The organism is Paraburkholderia adhaesiva (assembly GCF_021390575.1).
GTDB classification, from domain to species: domain Bacteria; phylum Pseudomonadota; class Gammaproteobacteria; order Burkholderiales; family Burkholderiaceae; genus Paraburkholderia; species Paraburkholderia adhaesiva.
In genome coordinates this window covers 1,385,536-1,403,198 of record NZ_JAJEJQ010000002.1, presented here as the reverse complement: position 1 = coordinate 1,403,198, position 17,663 = coordinate 1,385,536, and the positions used below count along the sequence as shown (strand labels likewise).

At 60.0% G+C, this 17,663-nt stretch carries 15 protein-coding genes; 12 read left to right on the top strand and 3 right to left on the bottom strand.

Annotated elements, in window-relative coordinates; all coding sequences use genetic code 11:
- Positions 1 to 4 precede the first annotated feature (4 nt).
- Both L0U80_RS21940 and L0U80_RS21935 read left to right on the top strand, forming a co-directional pair.
- Positions 5 to 1,471, top strand: coding sequence for a flippase (locus tag L0U80_RS21940; protein ID WP_233869978.1), 1,467 nt, complete (start codon positions 5 to 7; stop codon positions 1,469 to 1,471).
- Positions 1,468 to 3,954 carry a glycosyltransferase family 4 protein gene (locus tag L0U80_RS21935; RefSeq protein ID WP_233869975.1) on the top strand — a complete coding sequence of 829 codons (2,487 nt, stop codon included), beginning with the start codon at positions 1,468 to 1,470 and terminating at the stop codon, positions 3,952 to 3,954. Before L0U80_RS21940 ends, L0U80_RS21935 begins: the two co-directional genes overlap by 4 nt.
- 25 nt (positions 3,955 to 3,979) lie before the next feature.
- Here the strand turns inward: L0U80_RS21935 and L0U80_RS21930 are convergent, their stop codons facing one another.
- Together L0U80_RS21930 and L0U80_RS21925 are read right to left on the bottom strand one after the other, a co-directional pair.
- Positions 3,980 to 5,152, bottom strand: coding sequence for an acyltransferase family protein (locus tag L0U80_RS21930; RefSeq protein WP_233869972.1), 1,173 nt, complete (start codon positions 5,150 to 5,152; stop codon positions 3,980 to 3,982).
- On the bottom strand, positions 5,149 to 5,541 hold the full coding sequence (locus L0U80_RS21925; RefSeq protein ID WP_233871587.1) for a hypothetical protein: 393 nt from the start codon (positions 5,539 to 5,541) through the stop codon (positions 5,149 to 5,151). The genes L0U80_RS21930 and L0U80_RS21925 overlap by 4 nt, the downstream gene beginning before the upstream one ends.
- 299 nt (positions 5,542 to 5,840) lie before the next feature.
- Here L0U80_RS21925 and galU point away from each other — a divergent pair, with 299 nt between their 5' ends.
- The 9 genes from galU to L0U80_RS21880 all read left to right on the top strand — a co-directional run bounded on the left by galU (position 5,841) and on the right by L0U80_RS21880 (position 14,737).
- The gene (galU, locus tag L0U80_RS21920) at positions 5,841 to 6,731 is read left to right on the top strand and encodes a UTP--glucose-1-phosphate uridylyltransferase GalU (RefSeq protein ID WP_233869968.1); all 891 of its coding nucleotides are present in this window, start codon (positions 5,841 to 5,843) and stop codon (positions 6,729 to 6,731) included.
- 249 nt (positions 6,732 to 6,980) lie between these two features.
- Entirely contained in the window at positions 6,981 to 8,033 is a 1,053-nt protein-coding gene (locus tag L0U80_RS21915; protein ID WP_233869964.1) for a LacI family DNA-binding transcriptional regulator, read from the top strand.
- 141 nt (positions 8,034 to 8,174) lie between these two features.
- Positions 8,175 to 9,422 carry an ABC transporter substrate-binding protein gene (locus L0U80_RS21910; protein WP_233869960.1) on the top strand — a complete coding sequence of 416 codons (1,248 nt, stop codon included), beginning with the start codon at positions 8,175 to 8,177 and terminating at the stop codon, positions 9,420 to 9,422.
- An 89-nt stretch (positions 9,423 to 9,511) separates the two neighbouring features.
- The gene (locus L0U80_RS21905; RefSeq protein WP_233869957.1) at positions 9,512 to 10,528 is read left to right on the top strand and encodes a carbohydrate ABC transporter permease; all 1,017 of its coding nucleotides are present in this window, start codon (positions 9,512 to 9,514) and stop codon (positions 10,526 to 10,528) included.
- A complete protein-coding gene (locus tag L0U80_RS21900) occupies positions 10,528 to 11,358 on the top strand; it encodes a carbohydrate ABC transporter permease (RefSeq protein ID WP_233869953.1) in 831 nt (276 codons plus the stop codon). Before L0U80_RS21905 ends, L0U80_RS21900 begins: the two co-directional genes overlap by 1 nt.
- 63 nt (positions 11,359 to 11,421) lie before the next feature.
- On the top strand, positions 11,422 to 12,765 hold the full coding sequence (locus tag L0U80_RS21895) for a GH1 family beta-glucosidase (protein WP_233869950.1): 1,344 nt from the start codon (positions 11,422 to 11,424) through the stop codon (positions 12,763 to 12,765).
- Positions 12,766 to 12,894: 129 nt separating this feature from the next.
- The gene (locus L0U80_RS21890) at positions 12,895 to 14,019 is read left to right on the top strand and encodes an ABC transporter ATP-binding protein (protein WP_233869947.1); all 1,125 of its coding nucleotides are present in this window, start codon (positions 12,895 to 12,897) and stop codon (positions 14,017 to 14,019) included.
- 98 nt (positions 14,020 to 14,117) lie between these two features.
- Entirely contained in the window at positions 14,118 to 14,351 is a 234-nt protein-coding gene (locus L0U80_RS21885) for a type II toxin-antitoxin system Phd/YefM family antitoxin (RefSeq protein WP_233869944.1), read from the top strand.
- The gene (locus tag L0U80_RS21880) at positions 14,348 to 14,737 is read left to right on the top strand and encodes a type II toxin-antitoxin system VapC family toxin (protein ID WP_233869940.1); all 390 of its coding nucleotides are present in this window, start codon (positions 14,348 to 14,350) and stop codon (positions 14,735 to 14,737) included. Before L0U80_RS21885 ends, L0U80_RS21880 begins: the two co-directional genes overlap by 4 nt.
- 119 nt (positions 14,738 to 14,856) lie before the next feature.
- On the opposite strand, the gene L0U80_RS21875 is transcribed toward L0U80_RS21880, so the two are convergent.
- The gene (locus L0U80_RS21875; RefSeq protein ID WP_233869936.1) at positions 14,857 to 15,162 is read right to left on the bottom strand and encodes a BON domain-containing protein; all 306 of its coding nucleotides are present in this window, start codon (positions 15,160 to 15,162) and stop codon (positions 14,857 to 14,859) included.
- A 560-nt stretch (positions 15,163 to 15,722) separates the two neighbouring features.
- Here L0U80_RS21875 and L0U80_RS21870 point away from each other — a divergent pair.
- Positions 15,723 to 16,856: a porin gene (locus L0U80_RS21870; RefSeq protein ID WP_233869933.1), complete on the top strand. Its 1,134-nt coding sequence runs from the start codon at positions 15,723 to 15,725 to the stop codon at positions 16,854 to 16,856.
- Positions 16,857 to 17,663 lie beyond the last annotated feature (807 nt).

Sequence of the window (17,663 nt, the reverse complement as noted above, 5' to 3'; positions counted from 1 at the left end):
CTGCATGGACAAGGCAATACTGCGTAACGTCGCGATCAATCTATTCGGCCTCGTGCTGCCGACCTTCGTGTCGCTGGTCACGGTGCCCTCGTATATTCGCCTGCTCGGCGTCGAGCGCTATGGCGTGGTCGCGCTCGTGTGGACGCTGATCGGCTATTTCAGCGTGCTCGATCTCGGCATGAGCATGGCAGCGCAGAATCACATTTCGAAGGCGCATGCGTCCGGCGACGCCGAGGCTTGCGAGCGCGTTTTCTGGAGTGCTTTCTGGCTCAACTTCACGACCGGCGTGATCGGTGGATTGCTGATCTATTCGGGCGGCGCGCTCTACACGGCGTATTTCTCGCATGTTTCGTCCGCGTTGCGTCACGAGGTGTTTCTCGCGCTGCCGTGGCTCGCCGTCGCGATTCCTGTGGCGAATGTTTCGTGGGTGTTCGCGGGCGCCATCAATGGCGCCGAGCGCTTCGGCATCTACAACACGAATCAGACGCTCGGGACATTTCTGTTTCAGCTGCTGCCGCTCGCCGCCGCGTGGGCCATTGCGCCGAACCTGCAAACCGTGCTTGCTGCCGCCGTGTTCGCGCGAGTCATCGCGGGCGTGTTGCTGGGGCGCTCGGCGCTGCGGGTGCTTAGCATCCATACGTTGCGCGGTCCGCGCTTCGATACGTCGAAGGCACTCTTCAACTTTGGTGGCTGGATGCTGGTCGCGAGCGTCATGGGCATGGTGGCCGATTCGCTCGACCGCCTGATGCTGGGTGCGGGTCTCGGCGCGCGTTTCGTTACCTACTACACGGTGCCGCAAAACCTCGTCACGCGCCTTAACCTCGTGCCGAACGCGCTCGTGCGCACGTTGTTTCCGCGTCTTTCCGCGCTGCGCCGCGACCATGCCGACGAGATCGCCGCGCAATCGCTGCAGTTTCTCAACGCGGTATTCACGCCGGTAGCAATCGGCGCGATCGTCGTGCTTGAACCGTTCCTGCGCGCGTGGGTCGGGCCGGTGCTCGCGGAACACGGCGCACCCGTAGGCCGCGTGCTGATCGTGGCTGTCTGGCTGGTCGGGCAGGCCAGCGTCACCCGCGTGCTGATCCAGGCGCAGAACAATCCGGCGGCAACAGCGCGTGTCGGGCTCGTCGAGTTGCCGTTGTTCGCCGGGCTGCTGTGGTTCGGTATCGATCACTACGGTCTGCCCGGTGCGGCTGCAGCGGTGCTCGCGCGTGCGCTCTTCGACTACCTCGTGTTGCTACGTCTGGCACGCATTCGCACCCGCACGATTCTCGTCGATATGTTCGCGCATCTGAGTTTCCTCGCGGCTGCGCTTGCGATGGCGTGGTGGTTGCCAGCCGCGATCTACGCCATCGGCGCGGGCGTGGTGTTGTCGGCGGCGAATATTGTGTGGTCGGTGGCTAGCACGCCGATGTTGCGTGGCTACGCCCGTTCTTTTTTGTTTCGTTTGAATTCACGGAAAAGCGCATGAGTCACGAACTGATTGACGAAGCGGCGACGTCCGAACGTAACGCCGCACCTTCAATGCGGCGCGTAACATCCGCATCGAAACGCGGTGAAGCCGCAGTTGTGACGGCGCTAAGGCCTGCGCGCTTGAAGCAAACGCCACGCGTGGCGATCGTGCATGACTGGCTGGTCACGTATGCCGGCGCGGAACGCGTGCTTGAACAGATCATCGACTGTTTTCCCGAGGCCGATCTCTTTGCTGTCGTCGATTTTGTCGACGATAAAGACCGCGCGTTCCTGCGCGGCAAAAAGGTCACGACGTCGTTCATCCAGAAACTGCCGTTTGCGCGCAAGAAGTATCGTGCGTGGCTGCCGCTAATGCCGTTGGCCATCGAGCAACTCGACGTCTCAGCCTACGACGTGGTGATATCGAGTAGCCACGCCGTGGCCAAGGGTGTGTTGACGGGACCGGACCAGTTTCATCTGAGCTACGTCCACTCGCCGATCCGCTACGCGTGGGATCTCCAGCATCAATATCTGCAGGAATCGCAGCTCACACATGGACCCAAGTCTGCGATGGCGCGGCTCATCCTTCACTACATCCGCAACTGGGACGTGCGTACTGCGAATTCGGTTGATCAATTCGTCGCCAATTCGCAATTCATCGCGCGCCGTATTCACAAGGTGTATCAGCGTGAGGCGGCTGTCGTGTATCCACCCGTCGCCATCGATGCATTCGAACTCGCGATGCAGAAGGAGGATTTCTATCTAACCGCGTCGCGACTCGTACCGTACAAGAAGATCGATCTGATCGTCGAAGCGTTCGCGCGAATGCCGGAGCGCAAGCTTGTCGTGATTGGCGATGGCCCCGACATGGACAAGATTCGCGCGAAAGCGACGCCGAACGTCGAAATCATGGGGTATCAGCCGTTTGCGGTGCTGCACGATCGAATGCGGCGCGCGAGGGCTTTCGTGTTTGCGGCCGAGGAGGACTTCGGCATCTCCGTGGTCGAGGCGCAGGCGTGCGGCACGCCCGTCATCGCTTACGGCAAGGGCGGCGCATTGGAAACGGTGCGCGACACTTCACGGCCCACCGGTCTCTTTTTCGCGGAGCAAAGTGCGGAGGCGATCATCGCAGCCGTCAATACATTCGAGCGCGATCCCGGCCGTATCCGCGCGGAGGATTGCCGCGTGAATGCGGAGCGCTTTTCCGCCGCGCATTTCCGCGAGCAATTGCTGGCGCGTGTGAGAGAGGCGGTGCCGGAGATTTCGGCCCGTGATGTTGCGCGTGCCATTCCGGCGCCGCCGACGCGCTCCGACGATACGGCCGACGACGCACCACGTGTACTCGCCATCGACCAGAGTGGCGTGCTCGGCGGTGCGGAGCTTTCGCTGCTCGAAGTGGTGAAGGGGCTGCGTACACGCATCGACGTTTTGCTGTTCAACGATGGGCCTTTCCGCGAAGCGCTCGCCGCCGCTGGCGCGCGCGTCGACGTGCTGGATTCCGGCGCGTTGCGCCACCTGAGGCGCGATGGCGGACCGGCGCCACGGCTTGGCGTGCTGGCTGGCATCGCGTCGCTTGTGCGTGAGACGCGGAGCCGCGCACGCGACGCGGACGTGCTCTATGCCAACACGCAGCGTGCAATGGTGATCGGTGTGCTCGCCGGACGGTTCGCGCGCAAGCCGGTGGTCTGGCACCTGCGTGACATCGTGAGCGCGGAGCACTTCGGTCGTGTCCAACGCTCGGTCATCAAGGCCTGCGCGAAGCTCGGCCTCGCGCATGTAATTGCGAACTCGCACGCCTCCGCACGCGTGTTTCAGCAACTGACCGGCTTCGATACTCGACGTATCGACGTCGTGCACAACGGCGTAGACGAAGCCCCATTCATCGCTATCGAACAGGTTGCGCAGCGGCAGTTGCGCCAGGAAATCGGTCTGCCAGAGGACGCCTTTCTGGTCGGTGCATTTAGTCGCCTTGCGCGTTGGAAGGGGCAACACATCCTGCTTGAAGCGCTCCTCATCGACACGCGCATGCATGCGGTGCTGGTTGGGGCGCCGCTCTTCGGCGAAGACGCCTATGAGGCGGAGCTGCGCGCGTTCGTCGAAACGCATGGGCTTTCGGCGCGCGTGCACTTCCTTGGCTTTCGTCGCGACATTGCGGCCTGCATGCGTGCCGTCGATGTGATTGCCCACACGTCAATCACGCCGGAGCCTTTTGGCCGCGTCGTGGTTGAAGGTATGTTGGCGCAGCGCCCGGTGGTGGCTTCACGTGAAGGCGGCGTGACCGAAATCCTGGAGCATGGCGAGAGCGGTCTGCTGTGCACGCCCGGTGACGCCGCCGAACTGGCCGCCACGCTCTCTTCGCTGCACGACGATCCCGCATTGCGCGCGCGGCTCGCGGCTGGCGGGCTGGCTACGGCGCGTGCGCGTTTCGGCAAGGTGCAGTACGTCGGGGCCGTGGAGCGCGTGCTGGACGCGGTCGCGAAGCGCCGCCGTCGTCAACGTTAAGTGCGTACCGCCTTGGGGCGGCGCGTCAAGCAGTGCGCCGCCGCAGCCGCGCAGCAGCGTTCTGAGCTGGCCGTTCGAACAGGCGATAAAAGATCCACGCGACGGGCAAAACACTCAGCGTGAAGCCAAACGACGGCCAGATGGAAGGCTGCAGTGCAGAGCGATAGAGCAGCGAGGCGAGCAGCACGAAGAGCGGCAGGTGGATCAAATAGAGCGAGTAACTGAAGTCGCCGATCTTCGAGAATATCGGCGTCACGATTCGGCCCGGCACGAACGGACGCGACAGCGCCTTGACGAGATAGCACGCAAAGGCAAGCGACCAGAGCTGGAACGCGCCATATTGGCCGAAGTGGAACGCTACGCACCCGGCTGCCGCGAGCAGCGTGGCGGTGGCGTAGGCGAATGGAATGCCAGGGGAGTTGCGCAGGCGCGCTTCAGCAATCCATGCGCCAAGAATCCACGAAAACCAGTACGACGTGAAGAACGTGAGGTCGTGCCGCTGCAGCGTCAATGCCGATACGACGTTGATCGCCGCGATGCCCGCGACGATGGCAGCGAGGCCAAAGCGGCGGCGCAGTGCGAAGACGAGCGGGTAGAGCAGATAAAACTGCACTTCGAGCGATAGCGTCCAAAGCGCGCCGTTCGAGCCGTACGTCTTGCCAGCCACGCCTTGCAACGAGAACAGATTGATGAGAAATGCACGCGGCCCGATATCGAGAATTTTGTGGCTAACCGGCGACAGCGTGAGGCTGATCGAGTCGGCGGCGAACGTCAGCAGTAGCGCTGCCAGCAGCACGGGATAGATGCGCACGAGGCGGCGCAGCCAGAATTGCCGCGCATCGAGACGGAAATCCGGATTCGCAACGAGGCGAGCCGCGCCGCTGCGATGGATGCAATAGCCGCTGATGACGAAGAAAATCGGCACACCCGCCGATCCCCATGCTACTGGCAGCGTGAGCCAGGCAGCGATCGAGCTGGGTTCGGCAAGGCTCGCGTGCGAGTGGTGGAAGGCCTCCATGCCGATCCACGTGACCTGGCGGCAATGGAAATACGCGACCAGCAAGGCCGCGAAGCCGCGCAGTGCATCGATCAGGTGCTCGCTGGCTATTACTCCGGCGGTCCCGGCGACGTGGCGTGTAGGCGCGGCGGGCACGGCGGATGCTGGCAGCAGGGCGGATTCGAGTACGGGATCGCTCATCGGTGTGCAGTTTCCTCAAGATACCTCGCGATCATAGGGATGCCGCACGCCGAAATTATGCGAAAGATTTTCAAAATGTATTCTACGTCGTCATGTTGAATATCGATCTGGAAAATTAAAATATGGAAATAAATGGTTGTTCTGTAAAACAGGTTTATTTGAATAATTTGTGATGCTATTTTGGATGCGGCTTCTATGGTCGCTGGAGATTTCGATGAATCTGCATTTGCTTGCCGGCGTTGCCGTGCTGTTGATACTGGCTGCGGTGTCTGCGTACCGCGAGGCCCTGAGAAATGAGCCGATTCGGCGTGTTCGTGCGCGCTCTGGCAAGTTGCCGACCGTCGATGATGTCGAGTAGACTCAACATCTTGACCTTTGACTTCATTCACGCGCGATTTCCATCTGATCGCCATCTGACCGCGGCAATGAATGTGGCAATTAAGCAGGAAATTCATTCCGTCCATACGGGGTGAAAGGAAATAATTGCCGCTGACCGCGTTGTCCACGTTTAATTGAATTACCTGTGCGTCTCGTGATCGGTTAGCTATTGGCTATCACCGATCGAGGCCGGGAATCGACCCTTTTCAATACAAAAAACGTTGCGCCATCATCATTACAGTTTTCGGGGACGCCGGGCTTGCCTTGCTGCGAGGCCGTTACTCAAACGATCGATCTGGGAATGAACATCATGCTGAAAGTAACCAAAGCGGTATTTCCTGTTGCAGGCCTCGGAACGCGCTTTTTGCCCGCGACGAAGGCCAGCCCCAAGGAAATGCTGCCGATCGTCGACAAGCCGCTGATTCAGTACGCGGTGGAGGAGGCGATCGCGGCGGGGATCACGGAAATGATTTTCGTGACCGGCCGAAGCAAGCGGGCAATTGAAGACCATTTCGACAAATCGTACGAGATCGAGGCCGAACTCGAAGCGCGCCGCAAGGACAAGTTGCTCGATCTCGTTCGCAGCATCAAACCATCCAACGTGGACTGCTTTTACGTTCGCCAGGCAGAGGCGCTGGGCCTTGGACACGCGGTGCTGTGTGCGGAAAAACTGGTGGGCGAAAGTCCGTTCGCCGTGATCCTCGCAGACGATCTGCTGTACAGTCCGACGCCGGTCATGAAGCAGCTCGTGAATACGTTCAACCACTATCACAGCTCCGTGGTGGGCGTGGAAACGATCGAGCGCGCGGACAGTGCCTCGTATGGCGTGGTCGATGGCCGCGAATGGGAGGAGGACGTATTCAAGCTCTCGGGCATCGTGGAGAAGCCCGCGCCCGAGGCGGCGCCGTCGAATCTCGGCGTGGTGGGGCGTTACGTGCTGATGCCCACGATCTTCGATCATCTGCGCGCGCTCAAGCCGGGTTCGGGCGGCGAATTGCAGCTGACCGATGCACTGCAGTCGCTGCTCACCGATGAGCAGGTGCTGGCCTATCGCTACACTGGCACGCGCTTTGACTGTGGCAGCAAGCTCGGTTACCTGAAGGCGACGGTGGAATTCGCGCTGCGTCACCCCGAGGTGAGGGACGAGTTCGAAGCGTATCTGCAGAGCCAGTTGCCTGTGGCATTGCCCGCAGCGGCCTGATAACGGCACGCGAGATGCAGCCTTCGGTGCGCGCACCGGGTTGCATGGGGCTGCACGCGGCGCAAAGCCGCAGTCTGGCCGCAGCGCCCGGGCGCTTCCCGCGCGCACGATGTCTTTTCACGGCACAGAAAGGGCCCGAACCGACGCGCCGGCTCGGAACGGGGCGTCGTGTTACCGGTCACAAAATTTTTCGAATTCAAGGGTTTTCCCTCGTTTGAAAGCGCTTTCACGCCGAGTATTCTCCGTTCCATGTTATCCGACGACCCCACTCCGCCCAACGTCACGCTCGAAGAGATCGCGCGCGCTGCCGGCGTTTCTCCGAGCACGGTGTCGCGGATCCTCAATGGCACGGTGCGTGTTTCGTCTGAGAAACGGCAGGCTGTCGAGCAGGCGATTGCCCAGTTCCGGTATCGCCCGAACGTGCTGGCGCGCAGTCTCGCCAGCGGCCGGACCGACACCATTGGCGTGCTGACGCAAACCGTCGCGAGCCCGTTTTACGCAGAGTGGCTGCGCGGCATTGAAGAGGCGCTGTACGAACCAGGGCTCACGCCCGTTTTCGTCAGCAGCCGCTGGAATGTGGAGGAGGAGCGCACGCGCGTCGAGCAGTTCATCGCGCGCCGTGTCGACGGCATCATCATCCTGCATGGTCAGCTTGATGAGAGCCGCCTAGAGGAATTCTCGCGGCAAACGCCCATTGTTGTGCTGGGGCGCTCGCTCGAGGCAGGGCCGTCGCTGGCGGGTTTTCCTATCGACAACGTGCAGGGCGCGTTCGATGCAACCAGGCATCTGATCGCGCAAGGTCACCGCAAAATTGCTTTTATTGCAGGCCCCGCAAACCACACTGACGCGCTTGAACGCCTGGTCGGTTATCGCATGGCACTCGAGGAGGCCGGTATTCCCTTCGACGCAATTCGTGTCGAGCAGGGCGACTTTGTCGAAACCGGCGGCGTAGCGGCCATGGAGCGCCTGATCGAGCGTGGAGTCGGCTTTACCGCCGTATTCTGCGCGAACGACCAGACCGCTTACGGCGCACGTCTCGTGCTCTATCGACGCGGCCTGCGCGTGCCGGAAGACGTTTCGCTAGTCGGGTTCGACGATGTGCCGACTTCGCTGTACACCACGCCGCCGCTCACCACGGTGCGTCAGCCGATCTATGAACTCGGCCGCCAGGCTGCCGATGCGATCGTGGCGCTGATCCGCAAGGAGCCCGTTATCTCGACTCCGGCGCCGTTGAGTTTGATCGTGCGCGAAACCACTTGCGCACCGCGTTCAGCTGAATCCAGAGCAGCATCATCAGGTTAATTTTGCGGTGGTTCAGTCCGCCGCGGGCGATAGCCGCCCAGTCGTGAAAGCGCTTTCAAATCTTTCATGTGATTGTTATGAAAGCGCTTTCATAAAAGCTGTACCAAGAAGAAGCAACTCGTCAACGACAGGAGACAGTCAATGAAATATCGCTTTTCGGTGCTTGCTACCGCTGCATTGCTTGGATTTGCTGCGGCGAACGCCTACGCCAACACGACCTTGAAGGTTGCGGTCTTCCCGAAGCTCGACCAGGAAATCAAGGATGCGCTGCCTGCGTGGAAGAAGCTTCATCCGGACGTCGACGTCCAGGTGTCGGCGCTCGCGATCGGCGACCACCACAACGCCATGACGACCGCGCTCGCGACCGGTTCCGATTTGCCGGACGTGATGGCCGTCGAAGTGGGTTTCATTGGCCGCTTTGCCGCTGGCGGTGGTCTTGAGAATCTTGCGAAGGCGCCCTATAACGCGGGCCAGTACAAGGATCAGTTCATCCACTACACGTTCGCGCAGGCGACGACGGAAGACGGCACGATCGTCGGTATGCCGGCTGACATTGGTCCGGGCACGCTGTTCTATCGCAAGGACATTCTCGACAAGGCCGGCGTGACCGAGGCCGATCTGACGCGTTCCTGGGATTCATATCTGGCAGCTGGCCAGAAGATCAAGAAGGCCACGGGCGCGTATCTGCTGGCTTCGGCGCGCGACATCGAAGACATCTACATCCGTGCCGACCTCAAGGAAGGCGATGGCGTGTACTTCGACAAGAAGGGCAATCCGGTGGTCACGTCGCCGCGCTTCATCAAAGCCTTTGAGCTTGCGAAGAAGACGCGCGAACTCGGCCTCGACGCGAAGATCACGCCGTGGTCGAACGAATGGGCAGAGGGCTTCAAGCGCGGCAGCATTTCGACCCAGATGATGGGCGCATGGCTCGGCGGCCACCTGTCGAGCTGGCTCGCACCGGACACGAAGGGACTGTGGCGCGCGACCAATCTGCCTAACGGCGCTTACGCTTCGTTCGGCGGCACGTTCTACTCGATCCCGGCGAAGGCTTCGCAGAAGGCGCTGTCGTGGGAATTCATCAAGTTCCTGACGACCCGTCAAGACATCCAGCTCGACTCGTTCCAGTCGATCGATGCCTTCCCGGCGCTCCTGTCCGCGCAGAAGTCCGACTTCTTCGCGCAGCCCGTGGCGTTCCTCGGTGGCGAAAAGGCTCGCGTGATCTGGCGCGATGCCGCTTCGCACATCCCGTCGATCCAGCGCAGCAAGTATGACCAGGTGGCGGAAGAAGCAGTCCACTCGGCGCTCGACAAGGTGGTCGACAACAACGAGGACATCCACACCGCGTTGCAGGAAGCCCAGGACGAGATCGCGCACCGCGTCCGCCGTTGAAAATAGCCGCGCACTAAGTGCATTTTCCGATGGGAAACTCGCGCGGCCGGCGTATCGAGCCGGCCGCGCCAGTCAGGTTGGAGTCGTAAATGAGTGACTTAATGTCCGAACCCGAAGCAAACGTGCTGCAGCCCCGCGAGGCGCTTCAATTGCCGGTCGCCGGCCGCCGCCGCCTGTTTGCTGACCCGCAGAAAGTCGCGCCATATTTCTTTCTCGCGCCGTTCTTTCTGCTGTTTGCGACGTTTATCGCATTTCCGCTGCTGTTTTCACTGTTCCTGTCGTTCCAGAGTTGGGACGCGACGTCGGGACTCGCCGGCATGAAGTGGGTGGGCCTGTCGAATTTCGCTTTCACGCTGACCGACCACTGGTTCTGGAAGTCGCTGTACAACACGGCGTTCATGGCGATCACGTCGGGCTTGCCGCAGCATCTGATCGCACTGCCGCTGGCGTTCTTTCTGCAAACCTGTTTTCGCCGCTGGCGCAATCTGGTCGTTGGCCTGTATTTTCTGCCGTTCATCACGTCGAGCGTGGCGATTGCGCTGATTTTCTCGTCGCTGTACTCGACCGACTTCGGCATGATCAACCTTGCGATTGCCGAAATCGGGAAGCTGCCGGGCATGCACTGGATCGTGCCCGAGCATCACATCGAATGGCTTTATAACGCGGCGAATGTGAAGCCCGCAGTTTCGATCGTGATCTTCTGGCGCTATGTCGGCTGGAACACGGTGCTCTATCTGTCCGCGCTCCAGACGATTCCGGGCGAGCTCTACGAAGCCGCGAAGATCGATGGTGCGAACGGCTGGCAGCAATTCAGGCTCGTGATCCTGCCGCTGCTCAAACCGATGATTTTCCTTGCAGTCACGCTGTCGATCATCGGCGGGCTGCAATTGTTCGAAGAGCCGTTCATCCTGCTGCCAAACGATGGCATGGGCACCGGTCAATCCGGGTTGACCACGGCGGTCTACATGTATCGCACGGCCTTCCACGATGGCGACTTCGGCACCGCGAGTTCGATCGCATGGCTGTTGTTTATCGCTATCACCGGGCTCATGTGGATCAACACGCGTATCTTCAATCGCGGCGGCATGAAGGAGGCCGGGAAATAATGAAACAACCACGCAACCGGGCGCGTTTTGTCGGCTATGCCGTTGTGTTGGCAGGCGCCGTACTGATGTTCTCGCCGTTCTACTTCATGTTCGTGTTCGCCACGCACAGCAGCTCCGAGATTTTCTCGATGCCGCCGCCGCTCTGGTTTGGCAACGCGTTCCTGGACAATATGGCGTCGCTGATGCGTCATATTCCCTTCTGGCGCAATCTGGGCTGGAGCTTGTATACGTCGGTGCTGCAGACGCTGCTGACCTTGCTGGTGACGTCCATGGCTGGCTATGCGTTTGCCATGTACGAATTCCGCTTCAAGAAGACGCTGTTTGCCGTGGCACTCACGGGCATGCTCGTGCCACCGTTTCTCAGCATGATTCCGACGTTCATGACCATGGACCTGCTCGGCTGGATCAACCAGCCACGCGCACTGTATGTGCCAGGCGCTGCGGCCGCGCTCGGTGTCTTCCTGATGCGTCAGTACATCTCCAGTGCGATTCCGTCCGAGCTTGTCGAGGCAGCGCGTATCGATGGTTGCAGCGAGTTGCGTATCTACTGGACCGTCGTGCTGCCGCTGCTTGGGCCGGCGCTGGGAACGCTGGGGCTGATCAGCTTCATTCAGGCGTGGAATAACTTCCTCTCCGCGCTCGTGGTGCTGCGTTCGCCGTCGATGTACACCTTGCCGCTCGCTTTGCGGATTCTCCAGAGTCCAACCAACTCCGACTGGGGTGCGGTGATGGCCGGTTCAGCGATCGCAGTTTTGCCGCTGCTGATCCTGTTCGCTTTCACCTCGCGCCGCTTGATCGACGGGATGACGGCGGGTGCCGTGAAGGCCTGACACCGCGTGCCTGAATTCATTCAGATTGCCCATATAGTTAGACAACTTTGGACTACGAATTTAATGAAAAGCTACAAATTCAGTGATGACTTCGTTTGGGGCGTTGCCACGAGCTCTTATCAGATCGAAGGCGCAGCCAGCGACGACGGTCGTGGCCCCTCGATCTGGGATGCTTTCTGCAAGGTTCCCGGCAAGGTGGTGAACGGCGAAAACGGTGACGTGGCCTGTGACCACTATCATCGGCTCGAACAGGATCTCGACATGATGGCGGAGCTGGGCATCAAGGCCTACCGCTTCTCGATCGCCTGGCCGCGTGTTCAACCGGACGGCAAGGGCGCGTTCAACGAGAAGGGGCTCGCGTTCTACGAGCGCCTCGTCGACGGATTGCTCGAGCGCGGCATGCAGCCGTTCGCGACGTTGTATCACTGGGATCTCCCGCTTGCGTTGCAGGAGACCCAGCAAGGTTGGGAAAATCGCGACACGGCGTACCGTTTCGCGGATTACGCACGCAAGATCGGCAGCGTGCTGGGCGATCGGGTCGCTTCGATTGCCACGCACAATGAACCGTGGTGTACCGCGTGGCTTGGTAATGCCACGGGCTATTTCGCCCCCGGCAATGCAAACCTGAAGAAAGCGGCGAATGTCGCGCACCACCTGCTGCTTTCTCACGGTCTCGCGTTGCAGGCGTTGCGCGCCGATGGCCTGAAGGCACCGCTTGGTATCGTCCTCAACCAGTCGCCCGCGCACGGTGCGACGGATTCGCCGGAAGATCAGGCCGCCGCGTCGCTCGAGTACTCGAAGTTCGTGAGCTGGTACATGGATCCGATCTTCAAGGGCGAATATCCGGCAGAAGCCTTGAAGTGGTATGGGGAGAATGGTCCGCAAGGCGTGATTCGCGACGGTGACTTCGACATCATCGGCACGCCGATGGATTTCCTCGGGATCAACTACTACACCCGTATTTTCGCCAGCGCTTCGGGCGAAAAGCGGCCGCCGGGCGAACTCGGCTTCACGGACATGGACTGGGAAATCTATCCGCAGGGTCTGACTGAATTGCTGACCCGACTGAATGCGGACTACAAGCTGCCGCCGGTTTTCATTACGGAAAACGGCTGTGCCGCGAAGGATGTCCTGGAGAACGGACGCGTGCGCGACAACGATCGCATCGACTTCTATGACCGCCATCTCGCCGCGCTCGCGGATGCCGCTAGTCAGGGCGTCGACGTCGCCGGATATTTCGCCTGGAGTCTGATGGACAACTTCGAATGGGCGTCGGGATACGACAAGCGTTTCGGCATGGTGTACGTGGACTACGCGACCCAGCAACGTACGCCGAAAGACAGCGCTCTGTGGTACAGGGACGTTATCGCGAAGCACGTGGCTCAAGCAAACGCAGTACAGGCGTGACCTGAGCGCCGGCCCGACGCGCAGGCGTCTGGCCGGTGCCACTGAAGATGGCCGTGGCGGCAGCCCGTACCGGGAACGGCAAAGAAAGTCTAGCGGGCTGCAGCAGAGGAACATGAGGAGAAGACAGAGATGGGCGAGCTTGTATTGCGCAATGTCGAAAAGACATATGGAGAGGGACCGCGGGTGATCCACGGCATCGATCTGCATGTGCCGGATGGTCAGTTCACGGCGTTCGTGGGCCCATCGGGATGCGGGAAATCGACCATGCTGCGGATGATCGCGGGGCTCGAATCGGCAAGTGCGGGCGACATCCTCATCGATGGTGTGCGGGTCAACGATCTCCAGCCGCGAGATCGGGGCATCTCCATGGTGTTCCAGAACTACGCGCTGTATCCACACATGACCGTTGCGGAAAACATGGGTTTTTCGCTGAAGCTGTCCGGAACGGGAAAAGCCGAGATCAAGCAGGCGGTTGGACGCGCGGCCGAAATTCTGCAGATCACGCATCTGCTCGATCGCAAGCCGAAGGCTCTCTCGGGCGGACAGCGGCAACGCGTGGCGATCGGCCGTGCCATCGTGCGCAAGCCGCGCATCTTCCTGTTCGACGAACCGCTGTCGAACCTTGACGCCTCGCTGCGTGTGCAGACGCGGATCGAACTGGCGAAGCTGCATCGCGAACTCGGCACGACGATGATCTACGTGACGCACGACCAGGTCGAAGCGATGACGCTTGGACAGAAGATCGTCGTCTTCAACAAGGGCAGCATCGAGCAGATCGGTGCGCCACTCGATCTTTACGCCAAGCCCGCGAACCTCTTCGTTGGCGGCTTTCTGGGCTCGCCGAAGATGAATCTGCTGCCGGCGCGTCTGGTTTCTCAAAGCGATACGCAGACCGTCATCGAACTGGCTGAATGCCGCAAGTTCGTCTCGCTGTGGGGACGGGCCGGGGGCAGCATCGGAACCGAATTGACCCTCGGTGTGCGCCCCGAGCACATCACGATCACGCCGCCGGGGCAGGGCATCGGCGCGACCGTGGACCTGATCGAGCATCTCGGCGATGTGTCGATTCTGCACGCCCGCTTGCCCGATTCGACCAGAACGGTTGCGGTGCGAGTCGACGGTCGTGCGCCGAATCTGGATGTTGGATCGCAGATTGGACTTTCGTTCGCGATCCCGGCTGTCACGCTGTTCGATTCGGAGGGTAGGGCCATCGCATTTGTGCACGAAGAGCAGCAGGCAGTGGCAGCGGGCTGAAAGATGTTGGGAGTTCGCACTACATAATAAATCGGCAACCTCGCATGCCGTCCGGTTCATATAACGAATAAATCAATTCTTGTGGGTGGAGATGAGCAATGGAAAAGAGGGTATCGAAGGCCGCGTTCAAAGCGCATGCGTGTGAGCTGTTCAGACAGGTGGAAATGCTGGGGGAGAGCGTCGTGGTCACTGACCGCGGACATCCCACCGTCGAAATCCGCCCGTATCGAAGCAAACGCCGGGACCCGCTGCAGGTCGTGCGTGCATCGATCGTGAATTTCAACGCAAAGGGCGTTCCTGAGGGACTGCGGGAGCCGCAGGAAGTCCTATGATCGCCGTCGATACACTCGCGCTGATCTACTGGCTGAGTGACGACAAGGCTCTGACGCCCGCTGCCCGATCTGCCATCGACGAAGAACAAGACGGCGGCGAGATGCTCGTTTCGACGATTAGCGTCCTCGAAGTCATCCGGTTCGTCGATGAGGGTCGTCTTGAGCTTTCCATGGACACGCGGACGTGGTTGTCGACCGTCGTTTCGGTCGATTACGTGACGATGGTGCCGCCGGATCTTGAGATCGCTTTCAGGGCCGCCTCCCTTTCCCCGGAACTGTCTTGTGAGCAGCGGCTGATCGTTGCCACTGCCCGCACGTTTGGTACGAGGCTGGTTACGCCGGACGCCAGATTGCGCGAGCTAGCGCACGTGGAGACGGTCTGGTAATGGGCTTGCGGTACCCGGTTGTTGGCGCTGTTGCGTATGAGAAAAAGGCCGGACGCCTTTGGGGGCTGATCCGGCCTTTTGCCGTTGTGGCCGCTGCACGGCCGTCACGCGTGGTAGGGCTAGTGAGAGCCGGCGCTGCTACCGGTGCGCCCACCGCCGAGGCCCGTGAGCTGGTTATTGACCGACGTGACGCCCGGAACACTGTGTGCCGCTTCGTCGGCCAGTTGCACCTGCCGGAGTTCCGGCAGCCGGCCCACGAGCGTCACATCGCCTCCCTGTGTCAACACAAACATGTGGGAAGTGGTGACGCCGTTATTCCCCATGGCACGGTAGATCTGATTGGCGAGACTGGAGTCGGCGTGTGCTGTGGGGACGATCGAGCATGAAATGGCCAGTGCGAGAGACGATGCAAAAGCAGTTTTCATATTTACCTCCTTATCGACAAACCGGGGTACCGGAGCATTCCGGCACCCATTCTTTCCGCGTAACCGGAAAGGCGGGTTCCGCGGAAGTCGATGCGCGCACAGGTTTGTGTTTTGACCGCCCGGACAGGGACGGAGAAACGGCGTCTGCGGCGGACAACGGGACCGCGCATCGAGCCGCTTGCTGTCTTTATAGAGGGGTGTGGTTTTTCGGCAACGCGAGAAATATTTTTTTCTTGTGCTCGTGCACGGGAGCATGCGGGTCATTCTCGCACAACCACGAAATACCTGCGCGGCGCCGGACGAATCCTTTGGGAGTCGATGGCGATATGACCACTGGGTCATGGCTACAAGACAGGTGCTACTGCATGATGAAAGCGCTTGCAAGTGTATTTGTTGGCAGCGTTTTCCCTGCCTCCGTTATGCGCGTTGGCATTTTTATAATTGTCTCGAAATGTGACGAGAACATTTCGTTGTTTAACTAAAGAGCTGCGGTTGAGATACCAACAAGAATTGGCACTCAAAAAAGCGGTGAGATCATTTGACAAAGGTTAGGAGGACGAATGAAGAAGAGAGTTCTGGCGCTTTCGCTGTTCGCAATCGCGGCAGGCGCACAAGCGCAAAGCAGCGTGACGCTGTATGGCCGTATCGACAACGGTCTGAGCTACACGAACAACGTCAACGGCAACAGCCACTCGTTCGGCATGGGCAGCGGCCTCTGGGGTCAGTCGTGGTGGGGCCTTCAGGGCGCTGAAGACCTCGGCGGCGGCACCAAGACGATTTTCCAGTTGGAAAGCGCAATTATCACGACCAACGGCTCGCTCGCGAACACGAGCTCTCTGTTCAATCGTCACGCGACTGTCGGCCTGAGCAACGACAAGTACGGTACGTTCAAGATGGGTAACATCGGCGACGGCGAAATCACGCAGGATACCTGGGGTGCTGACCCGCAGGAAATGCAGGATTTCTCGATCTTCTCGATGGTTCGTGGCCGTAACTGGGCGAAGTCGACGAGCGCAGCTGAATACTCGTCGCCGACGTGGAATGGCTTCAGCTTCAAGGCTCAATACTCGCTGCTCGGCAGCACGGGTGGCTGGAACGTCGGTACGGGCGTCAACACGGCTGGCGTCTCGGCTGGCGGCCGCACCAACGGTATCGGCGCGTACTACACGTTCGGCATGGGCGACGTCCGCGTGATTTATGACGAAGTGCGTGACGTGAACGGCCAGTTCAGCAACGTCTTCTCGACGTCGCGTATGGCGATGGTTGGCGGCACGCTGACGTTCGGACCGGTGCGTGCGTACTACGGTTATGAACACCTGAGCGCACCGCAAGCAGCACAAAACACGGCGACGTTCAACGCGACGACTCTGGCGCCGGGCGCGTCCGCACCGACCGCCGTCAACTACGGCTGGATTGGCGCGAACTGGCAAGTCAACGCTGCTACGGCTGTGACGGCTGGTATCTACCACTCGAACGTGAACAACGGCAACGGCAACGGTACGCTGTTCACGCTGGGCAGCACGTACAACCTGTCGAAGCGTACGTTCCTCTACGTGGAAACCGGTTACGCCAAGAACAGCTCGACGGCTAACTTCTCGGTCGGCGGCAACCCGAACGTCGGCGAAGGCAACGGCAACCCGAACTTCGGCCAAGGCCAATTCGGTGCGATCGCCGGTATCTTCACCCAGTTCTGATCGTCTCGTAGTGGTCTCAGGTGTAATTCTCCAGCGGATTTAAGTTGTTCCCGTTTGACTCTTCAATTGAAGAGGCCGGTGTGTCACTCCTCCACCCTGTCACACCGGCTCTTTTTTTCGTCTTGCGACCGACGTCTTCAATAGTTTGTTTTAAGTAGTTAAGTGACAATATCCCAGCTTGTCAGTCGCTCATCACGTTGCACTCGCAACAAATACCCGAAACGAAACCCGTCGCTAGATGAGAAGGTGCCTTGCTGCATACTTTTCGTGCAGCGCGTCGATCGCATCGTGCCCGGCACCTGCACGGTCCCGCTTTCGCTCGGCACGTACGGCTCGTCGTTTCACGTCAAAAGGCGCGAGATCATTTTCATGGCCGAGCCTCGCGGTCCGCCGGTTTTGATTCCACGGTTTTTCCTCGAAATCGGCCGGCAGGTCCCCCAAAACAACGTGGGGTACTCGGAGTGCCGCGCAGGATGAAACGCGTCGCGCAGTCGGAACCGTTGATCTGGCAGCTCAGGGTTGATATGTTCCCGTTCACATCAATATGGGGGAGCCGGCGCATGTCGAGACGATTACTCAGAGCACGAACAAGTTTGAGCCTGGGTGCATAGCTGGCAGGGGCCGCCAACGTAACCAGAAACGAAAAACCGGAAAACAAAACGCGGTTAGCGCACCAATCGTGGCATCCCGGGTATTCACTTATCTTGCGACGAGCGCATGATAAATTTGGCAGGAGTCTTTAACTTCGTTACTCTTGAGGCGGATCGAGGTGACGATGGCGCTTTTGTACTACCTTCAGCCCACACT

What these genes read in the sequence shown, in the direction of transcription:
- L0U80_RS21940 (WP_233869978.1), top strand. Translation starts at nt 5, where the DNA reads ATGGACAAGGCAATACTGCGTAACGTCGCGATCAATCTATTCGGCCTC.
- L0U80_RS21935 (WP_233869975.1), top strand. Translation starts at nt 1,468, where the DNA reads ATGAGTCACGAACTGATTGACGAAGCGGCGACGTCCGAACGTAACGCC.
- L0U80_RS21930 (WP_233869972.1), bottom strand. Translation starts at nt 5,152, where the DNA reads ATGAGCGATCCCGTACTCGAATCCGCCCTGCTGCCAGCATCCGCCGTG.
- galU (WP_233869968.1), top strand. Translation starts at nt 5,841, where the DNA reads ATGCTGAAAGTAACCAAAGCGGTATTTCCTGTTGCAGGCCTCGGAACG.
- L0U80_RS21915 (WP_233869964.1), top strand. Translation starts at nt 6,981, where the DNA reads ATGTTATCCGACGACCCCACTCCGCCCAACGTCACGCTCGAAGAGATC.
- L0U80_RS21910 (WP_233869960.1), top strand. Translation starts at nt 8,175, where the DNA reads ATGAAATATCGCTTTTCGGTGCTTGCTACCGCTGCATTGCTTGGATTT.
- L0U80_RS21905 (WP_233869957.1), top strand. Translation starts at nt 9,512, where the DNA reads ATGAGTGACTTAATGTCCGAACCCGAAGCAAACGTGCTGCAGCCCCGC.
- L0U80_RS21900 (WP_233869953.1), top strand. Translation starts at nt 10,528, where the DNA reads ATGAAACAACCACGCAACCGGGCGCGTTTTGTCGGCTATGCCGTTGTG.
- L0U80_RS21895 (WP_233869950.1), top strand. Translation starts at nt 11,422, where the DNA reads ATGAAAAGCTACAAATTCAGTGATGACTTCGTTTGGGGCGTTGCCACG.
- L0U80_RS21890 (WP_233869947.1), top strand. Translation starts at nt 12,895, where the DNA reads ATGGGCGAGCTTGTATTGCGCAATGTCGAAAAGACATATGGAGAGGGA.
- L0U80_RS21885 (WP_233869944.1), top strand. Translation starts at nt 14,118, where the DNA reads ATGGAAAAGAGGGTATCGAAGGCCGCGTTCAAAGCGCATGCGTGTGAG.
- L0U80_RS21880 (WP_233869940.1), top strand. Translation starts at nt 14,348, where the DNA reads ATGATCGCCGTCGATACACTCGCGCTGATCTACTGGCTGAGTGACGAC.
- L0U80_RS21875 (WP_233869936.1), bottom strand. Translation starts at nt 15,162, where the DNA reads ATGAAAACTGCTTTTGCATCGTCTCTCGCACTGGCCATTTCATGCTCG.
- L0U80_RS21870 (WP_233869933.1), top strand. Translation starts at nt 15,723, where the DNA reads ATGAAGAAGAGAGTTCTGGCGCTTTCGCTGTTCGCAATCGCGGCAGGC.